Annotated in this window: 16 protein-coding genes; 12 read left to right on the forward strand and 4 right to left on the reverse strand. The window is 69.5% G+C overall.

All coding sequences use genetic code 11. From position 1 onward, the window contains the following. Nucleotides 1-21: 21 nt before the first annotated feature. Both AB0310_RS03200 and AB0310_RS03205 read left to right on the forward strand, forming a co-directional pair. Nucleotides 22-2,166 (forward strand): DEAD/DEAH box helicase, encoded by a 2,145-nt coding sequence (locus tag AB0310_RS03200; RefSeq protein ID WP_187663853.1) that lies wholly within the window; start codon nucleotides 22-24, stop codon nucleotides 2,164-2,166. Between the two features lie 204 nt (nucleotides 2,167-2,370). Continuing rightward, nucleotides 2,371-3,399 (forward strand): 6-phosphofructokinase, encoded by a 1,029-nt coding sequence (locus AB0310_RS03205; protein ID WP_187663854.1) that lies wholly within the window; start codon nucleotides 2,371-2,373, stop codon nucleotides 3,397-3,399. Nucleotides 3,400-3,596: 197 nt separating this feature from the next. On the opposite strand, the gene AB0310_RS03210 is transcribed toward AB0310_RS03205, so the two are convergent. Then, nucleotides 3,597-4,460: a DUF559 domain-containing protein gene (locus AB0310_RS03210; protein ID WP_366236572.1), complete on the reverse strand. Its 864-nt coding sequence runs from the start codon at nucleotides 4,458-4,460 to the stop codon at nucleotides 3,597-3,599. 285 nt (nucleotides 4,461-4,745) lie between these two features. Then, complete coding sequence (locus AB0310_RS03215; RefSeq protein WP_292797231.1) at nucleotides 4,746-6,839, reverse strand: S9 family peptidase; 2,094 nt, start codon at nucleotides 6,837-6,839, stop codon at nucleotides 4,746-4,748. 154 nt (nucleotides 6,840-6,993) lie between these two features. Between AB0310_RS03215 and AB0310_RS03220 the strand changes: the two genes are divergently transcribed. From AB0310_RS03220 to AB0310_RS03235, 4 genes are read left to right on the forward strand one after another with little or no spacing between them, the layout of a single operon-like run. Next, nucleotides 6,994-8,358: an inorganic phosphate transporter gene (locus tag AB0310_RS03220; protein WP_187663857.1), complete on the forward strand. Its 1,365-nt coding sequence runs from the start codon at nucleotides 6,994-6,996 to the stop codon at nucleotides 8,356-8,358. Then, on the forward strand, nucleotides 8,355-8,690 hold the full coding sequence (locus AB0310_RS03225; RefSeq protein WP_187663858.1) for a peptidase: 336 nt from the start codon (nucleotides 8,355-8,357) through the stop codon (nucleotides 8,688-8,690). Before AB0310_RS03220 ends, AB0310_RS03225 begins: the two co-directional genes overlap by 4 nt. A 47-nt stretch (nucleotides 8,691-8,737) precedes the next feature. Continuing rightward, a complete protein-coding gene (locus tag AB0310_RS03230; RefSeq protein WP_187663859.1) occupies nucleotides 8,738-9,667 on the forward strand; it encodes a phosphodiesterase in 930 nt (309 codons plus the stop codon). A 52-nt stretch (nucleotides 9,668-9,719) separates the two neighbouring features. Next, nucleotides 9,720-11,180: an aspartate ammonia-lyase gene (locus AB0310_RS03235; RefSeq protein WP_187663860.1), complete on the forward strand. Its 1,461-nt coding sequence runs from the start codon at nucleotides 9,720-9,722 to the stop codon at nucleotides 11,178-11,180. Nucleotides 11,181-11,244: 64 nt separating this feature from the next. Here AB0310_RS03235 and AB0310_RS03240 read toward each other — a convergent pair whose 3' ends face one another. Continuing rightward, nucleotides 11,245-12,114 carry a fumarylacetoacetate hydrolase family protein gene (locus AB0310_RS03240; protein ID WP_315637021.1) on the reverse strand — a complete coding sequence of 290 codons (870 nt, stop codon included), beginning with the start codon at nucleotides 12,112-12,114 and terminating at the stop codon, nucleotides 11,245-11,247. A gap of 89 nt (nucleotides 12,115-12,203) precedes the next feature. Here AB0310_RS03240 and AB0310_RS03245 point away from each other — a divergent pair, with 89 nt between their 5' ends. The 3 genes from AB0310_RS03245 (at nucleotide 12,204) to AB0310_RS03255 (ending at nucleotide 14,820) form a co-directional block, all read left to right on the forward strand. Then, nucleotides 12,204-13,505 (forward strand): PrsW family intramembrane metalloprotease, encoded by a 1,302-nt coding sequence (locus AB0310_RS03245; protein ID WP_268776448.1) that lies wholly within the window; start codon nucleotides 12,204-12,206, stop codon nucleotides 13,503-13,505. Nucleotides 13,506-13,719: 214 nt separating this feature from the next. Further along, nucleotides 13,720-14,088, forward strand: coding sequence for an FKBP-type peptidyl-prolyl cis-trans isomerase (locus AB0310_RS03250; RefSeq protein WP_025103196.1), 369 nt, complete (start codon nucleotides 13,720-13,722; stop codon nucleotides 14,086-14,088). Nucleotides 14,089-14,265: 177 nt separating this feature from the next. Beyond that, complete coding sequence (locus tag AB0310_RS03255; protein ID WP_187663862.1) at nucleotides 14,266-14,820, forward strand: YceI family protein; 555 nt, start codon at nucleotides 14,266-14,268, stop codon at nucleotides 14,818-14,820. Between the two features lie 28 nt (nucleotides 14,821-14,848). Here AB0310_RS03255 and AB0310_RS03260 read toward each other — a convergent pair whose 3' ends face one another. Then, complete coding sequence (locus tag AB0310_RS03260; protein WP_366236573.1) at nucleotides 14,849-16,144, reverse strand: MFS transporter; 1,296 nt, start codon at nucleotides 16,142-16,144, stop codon at nucleotides 14,849-14,851. A gap of 185 nt (nucleotides 16,145-16,329) precedes the next feature. On the opposite strand from AB0310_RS03260, the gene rpsO reads away from it, so the two are divergent. From rpsO to AB0310_RS03275, 3 genes are all read left to right on the forward strand, one after another. Continuing rightward, the gene (rpsO, locus tag AB0310_RS03265; RefSeq protein WP_017203073.1) at nucleotides 16,330-16,599 is read left to right on the forward strand and encodes a 30S ribosomal protein S15; all 270 of its coding nucleotides are present in this window, start codon (nucleotides 16,330-16,332) and stop codon (nucleotides 16,597-16,599) included. A 155-nt stretch (nucleotides 16,600-16,754) separates the two neighbouring features. Further along, nucleotides 16,755-17,624 carry a hypothetical protein gene (locus AB0310_RS03270; RefSeq protein ID WP_366236574.1) on the forward strand — a complete coding sequence of 290 codons (870 nt, stop codon included), beginning with the start codon at nucleotides 16,755-16,757 and terminating at the stop codon, nucleotides 17,622-17,624. Beyond that, nucleotides 17,617-17,946, forward strand: coding sequence for a transcriptional regulator (locus AB0310_RS03275; protein WP_366236575.1), 330 nt, complete (start codon nucleotides 17,617-17,619; stop codon nucleotides 17,944-17,946). Before AB0310_RS03270 ends, AB0310_RS03275 begins: the two co-directional genes overlap by 8 nt. Nucleotides 17,947-17,949 lie beyond the last annotated feature (3 nt).

The following is a 17,949-nucleotide window of genomic DNA, read 5'->3' on the forward strand; positions in this document are numbered from 1 at the left end:
CCCTTCAGGCTCAGGAGGAGCATGCCGACCACGGCAACCGCCGCCCCGCGGCGCAAGAAGACGTCCCGTCGCGATGACGAGGCACCCCTCATCCCGATCCTCGCGCGCAAGGTGCGCGAGATCGAGGCGAAGTCCCAGCGCGGCAAGCTGGGCCCCACGAACCGCACGAAGTTCCAGGTGATCGCGTTCCTGGTGCGCGAGGAGCGCGCCAGGGTCAAGGCCGACACCGAGATCACCGATGCGGCCCGCGCCGAGCTGCTCAAGCGGCTCGACGGCGTCGCGACGATCCTCGCGAAGACGGCCGCTCGGGACACCTCGCTCATCCAGCTGCTCGAGGCCGACCAGGCCACCTCGCCGGTCGCCAAGCGGATGCGTCGCGACTGGCTGCTCGAGTCCGGTGCCGAGCTTCCCCCCGAGGAGCTCATCATCGCCGACCCCGCGCCCGTACAGGTGTCGGTGGTGCCGGCGGCCATCGCGGAGCGTCAGGTCACCCCGCCGTCGGTCGAGGCCCGCCAGCTCGCCAACCCTTTCCTGGCGCCCGACCTGACGCCGCGTCCGGCCAGCACGCCGCGCCGCCGTCTCGACGGCTGGGAGCTCATGGGGCCGCTGTACAAGGCATTCGAGACGGGTGCGGGCGGTGCCGCGGCGTCGATGGAGCTTCCCCCGGCCCCCGAGTTCGATCACCTCTCGCCCAAGGGCCGCGAGATCATGGTGCACCAGTCGCGCTTCCTCGAGGCCGTCCGCGCCGGGCACCGCAGCTTCCTGCTCGCCGACGAGCCGGGCCTCGGCAAGACGGCGCAGTCGGTGCTCGCGGCCTCCGTCGCCGGCGCCTATCCGCTGCTGGTCGTCGTGCCCAACGTCGTGAAGATGAACTGGGCGCGCGAGGTCGAGCGGTGGACGCCGCAGCGTCGTGCCACGGTCATCCAGGGCGACGGCGATGACATCGACGCCTTCGCCGACGTGTTCATCGTGAACTACGAGATCCTCGACCGTCACATGTCGTGGCTGGCGTCGATTGGCCTGCGCGGCATGGTCGTCGATGAGGCGCACTTCATCAAGAACCTCTCGTCGCAGCGCTCGCAGAACGTGCTCTCGCTCGCCGCGCAAGTGCGCGAGCGCACGCCGGGGCACGATCCGCTCATGCTCGCGCTCACCGGTACCCCGCTCATCAACGACGTCGAGGACTTCGACGCCATCTGGCGTTTCCTCGGCTGGACGAACGGCGAGAAGCCCGGACCGGAGCTCATGGAGAAGCTCGACGCGACGGGACTGACGCCTGCCGACAAGGCCTTCTACCCGGAGGCCCGCGACGCGGTGATCTCGATGGGCATCGTGCGACGGAAGAAGAAGGACGTCGCCGCCGATCTGCCCGACAAGCTGATCGCCGATCTGCCCGTGCAGCTCGACGACGAGTTCGGCCGCAGCATCCGCCAGGCCGAGCGCGAGCTGGGGGAGCGGCTGGCCGCCCGTTACCGTCGCATCATCGAGGCACGCGGCGACCGCGGCCTCGCGCCGGGCGAGATCGACGACGACATCGTCCGTCTCGTCGCGCAGAACGAGCTCGAGGAGTCGAAGGCGGCCGGCACCGGGGGAGACAACGTCTTCACGATGGTGCGCCGCATCGGTCAGGCGAAGGCTCTCCTCGCGGCGGACTACGCCGCGCAGCTGCAGCGTTCGGTCGGCAAGGTCGTGTTCTTCGCGAAGCACATCGACGTCATGGACCAGGCGGAGGCGCACTTCGCTTCTGCCGGCATCCGCGCGGTGTCCATCCGCGGTGACCAGACGAACACAGCACGGCAGCAGGCCATCGACGACTTCAACGGCGACCCCGAGGTCGGCATCGCGGTGTGCTCGCTCACGGCGGCCGGCGTCGGCCTCAACCTGCAGGCGGCGTCGAACGTCGTGCTCGCGGAGCTGTCGTGGACCGCGGCCGAGCAGACGCAGGCCATCGACCGCGTGCACCGCATCGGACAGGACGAGCCCGTCACGGCGTGGCGGATCATCGCCGCCCACACGATCGACACGAAGATCGCGGAGCTCATCGACCAGAAGCAGGGGCTCGCGGCCCGCGCGCTGGACGGCGAGGCGACGGAGGAGACCGCCAGCGAGTCGGTGCAGCTGGCCGCGCTGATGCATCTTCTGCGCGAGGCTCTCGGCGGCCGCTGAGCGAGCGTCAAGAACAAGAGTTCTTAACGCTGCTGCAGGCGGAAGTTCCTGTCGCGGCGCGAACTTCGTCGGCATCGGTCGCTGCGGCCGTCAAGATCGCGGGTTTTCGACGCGCTCGAATGGCCACGCGAGGGGGCGGCGCGCTAGTGTCGATCGCAGGCACTGTCGCCTCACCCCCATCCCTCGACCTCCGAAGGCAGCAGCATGAAAATCGGCATCCTGACGAGCGGCGGCGACTGCCCCGGACTCAACGCGGTCATCCGCGGCATCGTGCTCAAGGGCACCACGACCTACGACCTCGAGTTCGTCGGCATCCGCGACGGATGGCGCGGCGTCGTCGAGGGTGACTTCATGCCCCTGACCCGGCACGAGGTGAAGGGCCTGTCCAAGGTGGGTGGCACGATCCTCGGCACCAGCCGCACCAACCCGTACGAGGGGGAGCGCGGCGGTGCGGAGAACATCGCGAAGACGCTCTACGGCCACAAGATCGACGGCATCGTCGCGATCGGCGGCGAAGGCACCCTCGCGGCGGCGGACCGCCTCGCCAAGGACGGCATCAAGGTGCTCGGCGTTCCGAAGACGATCGACAACGACCTCCGGGCCACGGATTACTCCTTCGGCTTCGACACCGCCGTGAACATCGCCACGGACGCCATGGACCGGCTCCGCACCACGGGTGACTCCCACCAGCGCTGCATGGTCGCCGAGGTCATGGGTCGTCACGTCGGCTGGATCGCGCTGCATGCCGGGATGGCCGCCGGGGCCCACGTCATCTGCATCCCCGAGGTGCCGATGTCGCTGGACGAGATCACCGCTCTCGTCACGAGCGCCCACGATCGCGGTCGCGCACCGCTCGTCGTCGTCTCCGAGGGCTTCAAGCTCGCCGGCATGGACGAGGCCTACAGCGACAAGGGCCTGGATGCGTTCAACCGACCGCGGCTCGGCGGCATCGGCGACCTGCTCGCCCCCGAGATCGAGCGGATCACGGGCATCGAGACCCGCGCCACGATCCTCGGCCACATCCAGCGCGGCGGCTCGCCGTCGGCCTTCGACCGCGTCCTCGCGACCCGCCTCGGCCTGCACGCCGCAGACGCCATCGTTGACGGCGCCTGGGGGCAGATGGTCGCGATGCAGGGCACCGACATCGTCCGCGTCCCGTTCGCCGATGCTCTCGGCGAGCTGAACACGGTGCCGCGCTACCGCTACGACGAGGCCGCCGCCCTCTTCGGCTGACCTCCGCCCGGCTTCAGCCCCTCGCGCGGCTTCAGGCGTCTTGCTGTCTTTCTTGCCTGAACTTGCGTGAGAGCCTGTGTCCGCGTGGCCGCCTGTTCTCACGGCCTCACGCCGTGTCAGGCTCTCGCGCCGCTTCAGGCATCGTGCTGTCTTTCTCGCCTGAACTCGCGTGAGGGCCTGTGCTTGTGTTCGGCCTGCTACCCGCGACCCGTCGCTCGATGGTCTGCGCGATGGAGCCCCTGCGCGAGCGCGGCCAGGACGGTGTCCTCGACATGACGGTCGTCGACCATGACCTGGTGATAGTCGAAGCGGAGGACCGTGTAGCCGCGGAGTGCGAGCCTTGCGTCAGCAGCGAGGTCGCGCCGCCGGTCGCCCGCGGCGCTATGGTGGCGGAAGCCGTCGATCTGGATGGCAAGACGCTCGCCGATTACGCCGTCGAGCGGATGGCCGTCCACCCACACCTGCTGCCGCACATCGATGCCGATCGCCCGCATCCGCTCGACGAAGACCGTCTCGGGACCGGAGTCCGACCGGCCGCGGACGGCTCGAGCGAGGCGGTTCGCGGCGTCGCACCGCCACCGCACTCGCACGAGCGTGTCCAGTTCCACGGCCCCGTGGCGGAGCGCGGATTCCCAGATCGCGCGGGCCTCGATCAACGGCCGGCATCGCGCGACCTGGAACAGGACGCCTAGGACAGGATCGACCGCCGCCCGCGGATGCACCGGAACGGGCCCCTGTGCGCAGTGCACCTGGACGCCGACGCGATCGAATCGAGAGGCGGTGCGGGGGAGGGCGACGTGCACCTCCGCGGCCCCGACATCCCACCATCCGGCGAGGGCCGCCGCGCTCACGCAGGTGACCCTTCCGCCCACGGATGCTGCGGCCCTGCGCCGTGGATCGACCTCAGGGACGAGCAGCCACGACCGGCGCACGCGCTCGAGCGTCCCTTCCCGCACCGCCCGACGCATCTGGTACTCGGTGAAGTCCGCCTCGCGCACGCGCGACGAATGCGCGGATCCTCCCTGCTCCCGGACCCAGCTCTCCACCCGTGTGCGTGTCACCCCTCCACCCTGCGGGCTCCCGCTGCCGCGCTTCACCACGCCACCGCGGATGGGGAGGCGCTTCCCGGAACTCTCTGCCTGTGCAGGAGCAGTGCTCGGTCGTGAGCACAGGCCATCACGCGAGTTCAGGCCAGGACAGGCATGGGCGCCTGACGCCCCGCGCGTGCCTGACTCCGCGCCGATGCCTGTGCCGGCGTCGCGCCCCGTGAGCACAGGCGCGCGCGCGAGTTCAGGCCAGGTCAGCGCGCAGGCGCCTGATGTCGCGCGAGCGCCTGATGTCGCGGGTCAGGCGAGGTGGAGGGTGTCCAGAAGCCAGGCGATCTCGAACGCCCGCTCGCGCCAGGAGTTGTACCGTCCGCTCACGCCCCCGTGCCCCGCGACCATCTCGCACTTCAGCAGCACGTCCTTCGCGCCGGCCTCCCGCAGCCGGGCGACCCACTTCGCCGGCTCGACGTAGAGCACCCGGGTGTCGTTCAGCGAGGTCACCGCGAGGATCCGCGGATACTCCACGCCGTCGCGCACGTTCTCGTACGGCGTGTACGACTTCATGTACGCGTAGACCTCGGGGTCGTGCAGCGGGTCGCCCCATTCGTCCCACTCGATCACGGTGAGGGGGAGCGACGGGTCGAGGATCGTCGTCAGCGCGTCGACGAACGGCACACCCGCGAGGATGCCGGCGAAGAGCTCCGGGGCGAGGTTGGCGACCGCGCCCATCAGCAGGCCCCCGGCACTGCCGCCCTCGGCGACGAGCTGGGCCGGGGTGGTCGTCCCCTCGTCGACGAGGTGCCGGGCGCAGGCGACGAAGTCCGTGAAGGTGTTCCGCTTGTGCAGGAGCTTGCCCTCTTCGTACCACTGCCGACCCATCTCGCCGCCTCCGCGCACATGCGCCACGGCGAACACGACTCCGCGGTCCAGCTCCGAGAGCCGTGCGACCGAGAAGCCCGGGTCGATGGAGTGCTCGTACGAGCCGTAGCCGTAGAGGTGGACGGGACGCGTGGTCGCACCGGGCTCGCCGAAGGAGCGCTTCCACACGAGGGAGATCGGCACGCGGGTGCCGTCCTCCGCGGTGGCCCACTCCCGACGCTGTCCGTAGTCGGCGGGGTCGTAGCCGCCGAGCACCGTCACCTGCTTGCGCAACACGAGTTCCCGCGTCGCGAGGTCGAGCTCGTACACCGTGCCCGGCGTGACGAACGACGTGTACCCGAGTCGCAGGAAGGGGGAGTGCCACTCCGGGTTGCCGCTGACCCCCGCGGAGTAGAGGGGCTCGTCGAACCGCAGCTCCTCCACCGTGTCGGTCGCGTAGTCCAGGAGGCCCACGCGCTCGAGGCCCTCGCTGCGATACTCCACCGTGGCGAAGTCGCGGAAGGCGTCCACTCCGAGCAGTCGCCGTCCTGGCTGATGGGCGACGACGACGCGGCGCTCGCCCTGCGGGTCGTCCGCCGCTACGGAGACGAGTTCGAAGTCCAGGGCGTCGTCGTTGTGCAGGATGAGGAGCCGGTCCTCACCGTCCACCACCGCGTGCTCGAGCGAGTACTCCACGCCTTCGCGCCGCGGCCACACCGTGCGCGGCTCCGCGGTGATGTCGCCGGCGAGGTCGACGAGGTACTCCTCGCTCGTGATGCTGGAGCCCACACCGATCACGAGGTAGCGCCGGCTCCGCGTGATCCCGGCGCCGAGCCAGAACTTCTCGTCGGGCTCGTGGAAGAGCGTGATGTCGTCCGACACCGGGGTCCCGAGCCGGTGCAGCCACAGGGTGTCGGGGCGCCACGCATCGTCGCGGGTCGTGTAGAGGACCCCGGTGCCGTCCGGGGTGAAGAACGCGCCTCCGGTGTTCGGGATCTCATCGTCCAGGGTGAGGCCCGTCTCCAGATCGCGGACGCGGACCGTATAGAGCTCGTCGCCCTCGAAGTCCATCGACCACAGCAGCTTCGTCGCGTCGTCGGAGGTGTCGAACGCGCCGAGGGAGAAGAACTCGTGCCCCTCCGCCTCGACGTTGCCGTCCAGCAGCACCACCTCACCGGGGACGGGCACCCCCGGCTCGAGACGCGGCGGCGTCCAATCGCCCTCGGCGGCGGCGGCGCGACAGTGGATGCCGTACTGCGCGCCTTCCTCGGTGCGGCTGTAGTACCACCAGTCTCCACGCCGTGTCGGCACCGAGAGGTCGGTCTCCTGAACCCGTCCCTTGATCTCCTGGAACAGCGTCTCGCGGAGCGCGGCGAGGTGCGCGGTCTCGGCCTCGGTGTGCGCGTTCTCCGCCTCCAGGTGTGCGATGACCTCGGGGGAGTCCTTGGCGCGCAGCCACTCGTACGGGTCGTCGACCGTGTCGCCGTGATGCGTGCGGAGGGTGGAACGGCGGGCGGCGATCGGGGCGTCAGTCACCGTCCCACGCTATCCCAGGTCGAGTTGACCGGCACGGGGGACGGTGGCAGGATTTACCGGGGCCGGTAAACGGAAGTCAAACCCACGGTGAACTCTTCGTTCGTCACGTCGATCCCGTCGACATCTCCCTCTTCCTCAAGACCGAAAGCGAACGGTGGAAACCGCAGCCCTCATCGTCGTGCTCGTCATCGCGCTGGCACTCTTCTTCGATTTCACGAACGGGTTTCACGACACCGCGAACGCGATGGCCACGCCCATCGCGACCGGAGCGCTCAAGCCCAAGACAGCGGTCCTCCTGGCCGCTCTCCTCAACCTCGTCGGCGCCTTCCTGTCGACCGAGGTGTCCAAGACCATCTCCGGCGGCATCATCCAGGAGGATGCAATCATCGCCGCGGGAGCGGAGCTGTTCCTCTCGTTGATCTTCGCCGGGCTCATCGGCGCCATCACCTGGAACATGCTGACGTGGCTGCTCGGCCTGCCGTCGAGCTCGTCCCACGCGCTCTTCGGCGGACTGATCGGCGCGACGCTCGTCGGCGCCGGTCTCGGCGGCATCGACTTCGGCGCCGTGCTGTCGAAGATCGTCCTCCCCGCCCTCATCGCCCCCATCACGGCCGGCATCATCGCGTACGTCGCGACGAAGATCGCCTACTCGGTCACTCGTCGCTACGACGGCAAGCCGGACGGACGGGACGGATTCCGCTGGGGTCAGATCTTCACGTCCTCCCTCGTCGCCCTCGCACACGGCACGAATGACGCGCAGAAGACGATGGGCGTCATCACGCTCGCCATGATCACCGTCGGCTGGCAGTCCGGTGCGCACCACGAGCCCGAGCTCTGGGTCATCATCGCCTGTGCGCTCACGATCGCCCTCGGCACGTACCTCGGCGGCTGGCGCATCATCCGCACGCTGGGCAAGGGCCTGACCGACGTCAAGCCGGCTCAGGGCTTCGCGGCGGAGAGCTCGACGGCCGCGACGATCCTCGCCTCCAGCGCCCTCGGATTCGCGCTCTCCACCACCCAGGTGGCCTCGGGATCGGTCATCGGATCGGGCCTCGGTCGCCGCGGGTCCACGGTCCGCTGGCGGACGGCAGGTCGCATCGGCGTCGGCTGGCTGCTGACCCTGCCCGCGGCCGGAGGCGTCGGCGCCCTGGCGGCACTGCTCGTCGTGTGGCTCGGCCCGTGGGGCGTCGCCATCGACGCCGTCCTCGCGGTGGCGATCATCCTCGGGCTGTACATGCGCTCTCGGCGCAACGCCGTCACGCCGGCCAACGCCATGAGCGACGTCGCCGAATCCCACCTCGCCGTCGAGGTTCCCGACACCCCGCCGCCCACGCGTCGCCAGCAGCGCATCGCCCAGGCGAAGGCGGAGGCGAAGGCCCGTGCCGAGGCCAAGGAGAAGGCGAAGGCCGAGGCGAAGGACAAGGCGAAGAAGAAGGCCAAGGCCAAGGCGGACGCGAAGGCCGCGAAGACCGGCAGCGCCTCGTCGTCCGACGCGTCGCAGAACGGGGACTCGGCATGAACGTCACGATCGACTGGATCGCCTTCCTGCAGGTGTTCGCCGCCGCGCTCATCGGCGCCGCCGCCATCGTCACCTTCTACGCCCTGGGCCTGCGTCTGCTCGTGCGCAGCGGGCGGGCGCCCGTCGTGAGCCCCGCGGAGTTCACCGACGCCATCACGGTGATCTCGGAGAAGGAGCTCAAGCGGGCCGCCAAGCAGGCGGCGAAGGCAGCGAAGAAGAGTCCGCTCACCGAAGGACAGAAGACCCTCGCGCTCGTGGGCGCCTACGGCTGCTTCGTGCTCTGCGCCGCCGCAGTCATCGCCGGCATCCTCCTGATCGTCATCGGCCACTGAGTCCGCGGTGCGCCGGGTGCGTCGGTGACCGGCCGTAGGCTGAGGACATGTCCGCAGCGAAGGGAACACCACCGGTCTTCGGTCGGTACGCCCCCGCCTCCCACGTCCTGATCCATGTGAGCGATCCGCACTTCCTCGCCGGAGGTGCGGCGCTGGGGGGACGGTACGACGTCGAGCGCACGTTCGCGCGGACGCTCGAGGCGATCCGCGCCGTGCATCCCGCTCCCGCCGCCATCGTGATCACCGGGGACCTCGCAGACCTCGGCGAGCCGGATGCGTACCGCCGGCTGCGTGCGGCGATCGAGCCGGTCGCCGCCGAACTCGGCGCTCCCGTGGTCTGGGTCGCGGGCAACCATGACGAGCGCCCGGTGCTGCGCGAGGTCCTCCTCGATGCCGAGCCCACGGAAGAGCCGGTCACCGGGGTGTGGGATCTCGACGGGCTGCGTCTGGTGGCCCTCGACACGAGCGTTCCCGGGTGGCATCACGGCGACCTCGACCCGGCGCAGCTCGCGTGGCTCGCCGAGGTCCTCGCCGAGCCGGCGCCGCACGGCACGCTCCTGGCGATGCACCACCCGCCGCTGCCCAGCCATCTGCCGCTGTTCGACATCCTCGAGCTGCGGCATCAGGACGAGCTAGCCGCCGTCATCCGGGGCACCGACGTCCGCGGCATCCTCGCCGGTCACCTGCACTACTCCTCGCACGGGCTGTTCGCCGGCGTCCCGGTGAGCGTGGCGTCCGCCACCTGCTACACGATGAACGTCGCGCGCCCCGCGTCTGAGGTGAACGGCATGGACGCCGCCCAGGCGTTCCAGCTCGTGCACGTGCGGCCGGAGACCATCACGCACACCGTCGTCCCGGTGGTCGATGCGCCGACCGGCGACTACTTCTCCGAGGAGTGGGTCGCCCGCATGGCGGCGCTGACGCCGGAAGGGCGCCTGGAGGCGTTCTCCAGAAAACCCCCGCAGGGACCGGCGTAGACTGGACGCATCCCCCGACCTTTCCGTTCGCCACGACCCACGAGGATGTGACATGGCTTCTGCCGCGCCCGCCAATACCCGTACCGAGACCGATTCGCTGGGGAGCATGGAGATTCCCGCCGAGGCGTACTGGGGGATCCACACCGCCCGCGCCGACGCGAACTTCCCGATCACGAAGCGCCCCATCTCGGTGTACCCCGAACTGGTGATCGCGCTCGCGATGGTGAAGCAGGCCAGCGCGAGGGCCAACAAGGAGATCGGGGTCCTCGACGCCGAGCGCGCCGACCTCATCGACCGCGCGGCGCAGCGCGTCATCGACGGCGAGTTCCACGATCAGTTCACGGTCGGCGTCATCCAGGGTGGTGCCGGCACCTCGACGAACATGAACGCGAACGAGGTCATCACCAACATCGCGCTCGAGATGGCCGGACGCGAGAAGGGCGACTACGCCTTCCTCTCTCCGATCGACCACACGAACCGCAGCCAGTCGACCAACGACGTCTACCCGACCGCGGTCAAGATCGGCCTCTCGCTGACGCTGCGCTCGCTGCTCGACGAACTGGACGCCCTGCGCGTGGCGTTCCTCGGCAAGGCGGGGGAGTTCCACGACATCCTCAAGGTCGGCCGGACCCAGCTCCAGGACGCGGTGCCCATGACTCTCGGCCAGGAGTTCCATGGCTTCGCCACGACCCTGGGCGAGGATCACAGCCGCCTCACCGAGAACGCCTCGCTCATGTTCGAGATCAACATGGGCGCGACCGCCATCGGCACCGGCATCACCACCCACCCCGACTACGCGCCGGCCGTGCTGAAGCACCTGCGCGAGATCACGGGGCTCGACCTCGAGACGGCCACCGACCTCGTCGAGTCCACGAGCGACACGGGCGCCTTCATGTCGTTCTCGTCGTCGCTCAAGCGCAACGCCATCAAGCTCTCGAAGATCTGCAACGACCTGCGGCTGCTGTCGTCCGGTCCGCAGGCGGGCCTCGGCGAGATCAACCTGCCCGCACGGCAGGCCGGTTCCAGCATCATGCCCGGCAAGGTCAACCCGGTGATCCCGGAGGTCGTGAACCAGGTGGCCTTCGCGGTCGTCGGCGCCGACATGACGGTGACCATGGCCGTCGAGGGCGGTCAGCTCCAGCTCAACGCCTTCGAGCCCGTCATCGCGCACTCGATCTTCCAGTCGATCACCTGGATGCGTCAGGCCATGTGGACGCTGCGCGTGAACTGCGTCGAGGGCATCACCGCCAACCGCGACCGGCTGGGCGCGATGGTCGGCGCGTCGGTCGGCGTCATCACGGCGCTCACGCCCTTCATCGGCTACGCGGCGGCCGCGGCTCTGGCCAAGACGGCTCTGCTGACCAACCGCAACGTCGCCGACCTGGTGGTCGAGGCCGGGCTCATGTCCCGCGACGAGGTGACCAAGCAGCTCTCTCCTGCCCGCCTGTCGGGCCTGGAGGCGGTCACCGCGGCCATCCCGATCGTCACCCCGGACGACCTCATCCAGATCTGAGCGTCGACCGGATACGGGAAGGGGACGGGAGCTCGCAGCTCCCGTCCCCTTCGTCGCGTCCGAGTCAGTCGAGGATGCGGCAGTGCGTCGTGAGCTCGCCGATCCCGTCGATGCCGACCGTGACGGTCGAGCGGTCGCGGAGGAAGATCTGCGGGTCGCGGGAGTAGCCGGCGCCACCCGGGCTGCCCGTCGAGATCAGGGTGCCGGGCAGCAGCGTGAGCGACTGGGAGAGGTGCGCGATGAGCTTCGCCACCGAACGCACCATCTGGTCGGTGCTGGCGTCCTGCACGGTGTGCCCGTCGACGACGGTCCAGATGTGGAGGTCCTGCGGGTCGGCGATCTCGTCGGCGGTCACCGCGAACGGGCCGGTGGGGGTGAAGCCGTCGAACGACTTGCAACGGGACCACTGCGCCTCGGAGAACTGGATGTTCCGGGCGGTGATGTCGTTGACCACGGTATAACCCCAGACGTGCGCGAGGGCGTCCGCCTCCGGGACGTCCTTCGCGGGGGTGCCGATGAGCACGCCCAGCTCGGCCTCGTAGTCGACGGCCTCGCTGAGGCTCCGCGGCCAGGAGGTGGTCTGATCGTGACCGGTGAGCGAGTTGGGCCACAGGGTGAACACGGTCGGCGCGGCGTCGGTCTTGAGGCCGAGCTCGCTGGAGTGGGCGGCATAGTTGAGCCCGACGGCGAGCACCGCCGGCGGCGCGATGACCGCGGAGGCGAAACCCCAGTCGGTCAGCGGGTGGCGCGGGGCCGTGCCGTCGCGGAGGGCGGCGCGGAGCTCGTCGAGTCCGGCGTCCCCTCGCTCGATCAGCTGCTGCAGGGTGGCAGGCGCGTCGGACAGGAGATCGGAGACGAGGATGGCGTCCGAGCCCTCCACCACGGCGAGAACCGCACGGGAGGAGTCTGGACGGCGCAGGTGAGCGAACCGCATGGTTCTACGCTACCGGGTGCCTGCGGCCGGTCGGGTGGAGGAAGCCCCCAGAGCCCGGCGCGGATGCTTGTGCCCCATAAGCTTTGACCATGACCTTCGGAGGACCGTCCGACCCCCAGCAGCCCGCGCGATACACGCCCCCGGCGGGGACACCGCCACAGCCCTCGGCGTACTCCGCCGCGCAGTACGCGCAATCGCCCTACCTGCCGCCGTCCTACGGACAGCAGCCGGGCTATGCGTCGGCTCTCGCGCAACCCACGCCCTACACACCGCCGGCGCCGGTGGCGCCGTCGCCCGCGGAGTCGCTGCCGGCTCTCCCGGTGCCGAACAAGAAGGGCCGCACGATCTCGCTGTGGCTCTTCGGCTTCCTCGGCTTCCTCCTGCTCGCACTCATCGGCTACTTCGGCTGGGCCCTCGGCCCGACCGCCTCGGTGATCGGGCTCGTCCTGGCTGTGATCCCGCTCACGATCGTCTTCCTCGGCGTGCGCATGATCGACCGTTGGGAGCCCGAGCCCAAGCGCCTCGTCGCGTTCGCCATCGCCTGGGGTGCGGTCGCCGCCGTCGGCCTCACGCTCCTCGTCGACATCGGGCTCACGATGCTGCTGGGCATCCGGTCCGAGGAGTTCTCGGCGGTGGTCCAGGCCCCCATCGTCGAGGAGTTCTGGAAGGGCCTCGGGGTCTTCCTCATCTTCCTGCTCGCGCGGCGGTCCTTCGACGGGCCGGTCGACGGCGTCGTCTACGGGGCGCTCGTCGGCGCAGGCTTCGCGTTCACCGAGAACATCCAGTACTTCGCCATCAGCCTCATCGAGGGCGGCGGAGAGCAGCTCGGCGTCACGTTCATCGTGCGGGCGGTGCTGTCGCCGTTCGCGCACGCGATGTTCACCTCGCTGACCGGATTCGCGATCGGCCTCGTGGCCCGCCGGCACGCCTCCGCCGGAGCGGCCGCCGGGGCCGGCCTGCTCGGCATGGTCGGGGCGATCCTCCTGCACGCGCTGTGGAACGGATCGGCCACATTCGCGGACTTCTTCGGCCTCTACTTCACCCTGCAGGTGCCGCTGTTCATCGGCTTCATCCTCGGGATCATCGCCTTGCGCAGGGAGGAGGCGCGGCTCACCCGGGCCCGCCTGGCCGAGTATGCGGCCGCCGGCTGGTTCACGCCGGAGGAGGTCACGATGCTGGCCACGCCGGCCGGGCGCAAGGTGGGGCTCGCCTGGGCCGCGCAGCTGCGCGGCGACCGCCGGCCGCTGATGCGCGAATTCATCAAGGATGCGACGGCTCTGGCCGCGGTCCGCCAGCGGGCGATCACCGGACGAGACCCGCTCGCCGTCGAGGACGAGCGTGCCCTGTTGATCCGGACCAGGGCGGCACGCGCCGCGCTGCTGGCCTACTGAGCGGCGCCCCCGCAGACAGACTCAGCGCCCGGTGCTGCGGCGATGCCTGCATGTCTCCCGGGCGCTGAGTTGATCTGCCACCAGGGTGCACCCGCGTCCCGCGAACTGTCAAGAGCCCCGGGGGACTTCGGAGCGGAGTCCCTCGGCGAGGTGTTCGCTGTGAGCAGGTGCCGTCGCGTTGACCGGCCGCGCGACGGTCGGGTTGGATGGAGCCATGACTGATCGCACAAAGCCCGAGTTCGACGCCCCGACCGGCCCTGCCCCCGCAGAACTGGTCATCCGCGACATCATCGAGGGTGACGGCGCCGAGGCCAAGCCCGGCGACACCGTGACCGTCCACTACGCCGGTGTGGAGTTCGAGTCCGGCGAGGAGTTCGACTCGTCGTGGGGTCGCGGGGAGACCATCCAGTTCCCGCTCCGCGGCCTGATCCAGGGCTGGCAGGACGGCATCCCCGGAATGAAGGTCGGTGGCCGCCGCGAGCTGATCATCCCGCCGCACCTCGCGTACGGCCCGGCCGGGGGAGGACACTTCCTCTCCGGCAAGACGCTGATCTTCATCATCGATCTCGTCGCCGTCGGCTGACTTCGTCGCTCCGAAGCGCCCTGCACCCCGTGGTGCGGGGCGCTTCTGCATGTCGAGACATTTCTGTTCGTCACGGGAATACATGCGAGTGAATGTATGTTGTCGGAAGGGTGCCGCGGACGATCGCGGTGCCATCCCTTCGCCGCCGCCGCGGCCGACGTCTCCTGAGGAGCAATCATGAGCAGCATCGACATCCCCGGTTACCGCCCCGGCACCTGGGTCCTCGACCCGTCCCACAGCGAGGTGACGTTCAGCGTCCGCCACATGATGATCTCGAAGGTGCGCGGCACCTTCGGTGTGAAGAGCGCGACGCTCGTGGCTCCGGAGAACCCCCTCGAAGCCAAGGTCGAGGCCTCCGTCGACGTGACCTCCGTCGACACCAAGGACGAGGGTCGCGACCAGCACCTCCGCTCCGCCGACTTCTTCGACACCGAGAACTTCCCGACCATGGAGTTCGTCTCGACCGGCGCCCGCGTCGAGGGCGGCGACTTCCTCGTCGACGGCGACCTCACCATCCGCGGCATCACGAAGCCGGTCACCTTCGAGCTCGACTTCGGCGGCTTCGGCAGCGACCCGTGGGGCAACTACAAGGCCGGCGCCTCCGCCAAGACCGTCATCAACCGCGAGGACTTCGGCCTCACCTGGAACGCCGCGCTGGAGACCGGCGGCGTGCTCGTCGGCAAGGACGTCACGATCACGCTCGACCTCCAGGGTGCGCTGCAGCAGGACTGACGCGCAGACTCTGTGAACCCCGGGCCCGTCAGGGCTCGGGGTTCTCTGCGTCGTAGCCGCGGAAACGAGGATGCCGCCGGGCGAGGACCGCGACGAGGGCGATCACGATGATCCCTCCGAGCAGCGGCGGGAACCACAGTGACGTCAGCGTCGCGAGCGTCCCGGCGTAGAGGGCACCGACACGGGGACCGCCGGTCACCACCACGACGAACAGGCCCTGCAGGCGTCCGCGCATGGCGTCCGGCACCGCCGCCTGCATCATGGTGTTGCGGTAGATCGAGCTGACGTTGTCCGACGCGCCGGAGAGGGCCAGCGCCACGCAGGCGGCGACGATCAGTGCGACGTGCGGTCGGTCCTCTCCGGCAGGCGTCGCGGAGAACGCGCCGATCAGGAGGACGAGGCCGAACAGCGCGATGGCGGCGCCGTAGGCCTCCACCGCGCGGGCGATGCCGCGGCCGTGCCACCGGTACTGCACCACGCGCCCGGAGAACAGGCTCGAGGAGAAGGTGCCGACGGCGACCGCCGCCGTGAGGATGCCGGTGGTGAAGGCCCCGCCGCCGAGGATGACCGTGCCGAGTGCCGGGAAGAGCACGAGCGGCTGTCCGAACGTCATCGCGATGATGTCCATCACGTACTGCATGCGGATGTTGCCCGCCCGGCGGAGGAAGCGCCAGCCGTCGACGAGCGAGGCGAGGCCGGGGCGCACGATGTCGCCTTCGGGGCGCAATGCGGGAAGGGTCCACAGTCCGAGGAACATCGACAGCATGAGCACGACGTCGATCGTGTACGTCCAGCCGTATCCGGTGAGGGCCACGAGGAGTCCGGCCAGGGCGGGGCCGGCCATGACCGTGAGTCCGAAGGCGACGCCGTTGAGCGCGGACGCGGCGGCGAGCATGCGGCGGGGGATGAGTCGGGGGACGATCGCCGTCCGCGTGGCCATCCCGACGGAGTTCGCCGCCGAGTTCACGATGCTCAGCGCGTACAGCCACCAGATCGTCTCCGTCCCGGTCCACGTGAGCGCGGCGAGGAGCGCGGTGGAGGCGAAGGTCACGGTGGCCGCGATCAGCGCGACCCGCCGGCGGTCGAACGCGTCGGCGAGCATGCCGCCGTAGAGGCCTGCGAGAACCATCGGGAGAAGGCCGGCGACGGCGATCATCGAGACGGCGAACGTGCTCGCGGTCAGTTCGAACACGTGCAGCATCACGGTCACGATGGTGAGCTGACCGCCGATCCCGGCGAGCGTCGAGCCGATCCACATCCGGGCGAAGGCCGGGCTCGCCTTCAGCGGGGTGAGGTCGATCAGATGGCCGCGTCGGGAGCTCACGGGGCGATCTTCTTCTGCACCTCTCGAGCCTAGTCGACCGCGGCCGACCGATCGGGAGGCGGTGTCCCGCGCTCGTCGTCCGGGCTGGTAGACTCGTCAGGTTGCCGTTCGATCGGCCGCGGATAAAGAGAGCTCACGCATCAGGCGTCGGGCGCCGCGCAACAAGCAGAGAGGGGATCGAATCTATGGCACTGGAAGCAGACGTCAAGAAGGCGATCATCGAAGAGTACGCGACGCACCCCGGTGACACCGGATCCCCCGAGGTGCAGGCCGCGATGCTGACGCAGCGCATCAAGGACCTCACCGAGCACCTGAAGGAGCACAAGCACGACCACCACTCGCGTCGTGGTCTGTTCCTGCTCGTGGGTCAGCGCCGTCGTCTGCTCGGCTACCTCCAGAGCGTCGACATCGAGCGCTACCGCTCGCTGATCGCACGCCTTGGTCTTCGCCGATAAGGCACCACGGACCCAGCGTTCAATCGCGCAGAACATTCTTGAGAAGGCCGCCCCACGGTGTGGGGCGGCCTTCGTCATGTCCGGACTTGTCCTGGCCATCACTTTCCGGTAGGAAAGTTCTAGAGCTTTCCACCAGGAAAGTCGGGGAGGCCACGATGGAGCAGAAACCGATCGCTGGTCAGGACCCTCTGGCCCCGCCGGACTCCGAGACCGCCAGTCAGTACCTGGCAGCGGCCCAGGCGGTGGTCGAGCGCCGCGATCGCGCGGTCGACCGGCCTGCCCTCGCGCGGCTGGAGATCGGCAACGCGGTGGTGACGGCCGCCTACCTCGTCGCCTTCGCACTCGTTCTCCGGCGCGGCGATGTGCTGGCGTCGCAGATCGTCCTGTTCACCTTCCTCGTGTGGGGGCAGTTGTCCAGCGGGATGGCGCAGCGCACCGGGCTGCAGTGGCGGATGACGCGTTCACGATTGCCGTTCCTGCTCGGAGGGGGAGCGGTTCTCATCGGCGCACTCGTGGTGTTCGGCTTCGCCGCCCTGGACACGCGGCTCCCCGAAGCCGTGGTACTCCTTCCCGCCGCCGTGGTGCTCGTCGGCATCGGGGGGCACGGAGTCGTGCAGCTCCTCCGAGCGTCGAACGACTCGCACCGTTCCCGCCCGGGTCCCGTCGCTCTTAAGGGCCCACGTCGTTGGGGCACCGCCCTGGTCGGCATCGCGATCGGAGTGCTGACCATGCTGGCGGGATCGCCGGACGATGTGCTGCGAAGCGCGATCTCGCTGCTCGTGATGCTCTGCCTGGTGGCGTGGATAGCGGTCTCGACCTCGGAGGTCGGGCTGCCGGCGATCGGCGCGTCGTGGCGGTGGCCGCATGTGCTCGTCTTCTTGCTCGCCGCGTGCGTTCCGGTGACCCTCGTCTTGGGTGCGGGAGTGCTCGGCGATGCGGGGTGGGCCGGAGTCTGGGGTGGGGTTGCCGTGATCGTGTGCTTCGCGGTGGTCACCTGCATCCCGGGACGTGCGGAACGTGACTGACTCCCATGCCGTCCCGCACCCGCGAACGCGGTTGGATGACAACTTCGCGTCCCCGATCCGCTTCTCGCTCATGGCGGGCTTGGGAGACGGGATGGAACTCGACTTCGCGGCGCTGCGCGAGATGCTGCAGTGTGGCGACTCGCCCCTGAGCAAGGCGATCACCCATCTGCAGGCGGCGGGATACGTGACCGCGCGCAAGGGGACCGTCGGCGGGCGCTCGCGCACGTGGGTGCGGTTGACGAGCACGGGCCGAGACGCCTTCGCAGCGCACCTCCAGGCGCTGCGGGAGATCGTCGCCCTGGGCGGCAAGACGTCGTTCTGAGAC

Source organism: Microbacterium meiriae, from assembly GCF_040702565.1.
GTDB classification, from domain to species: Bacteria; Actinomycetota; Actinomycetes; order Actinomycetales; family Microbacteriaceae; genus Microbacterium; species Microbacterium meiriae.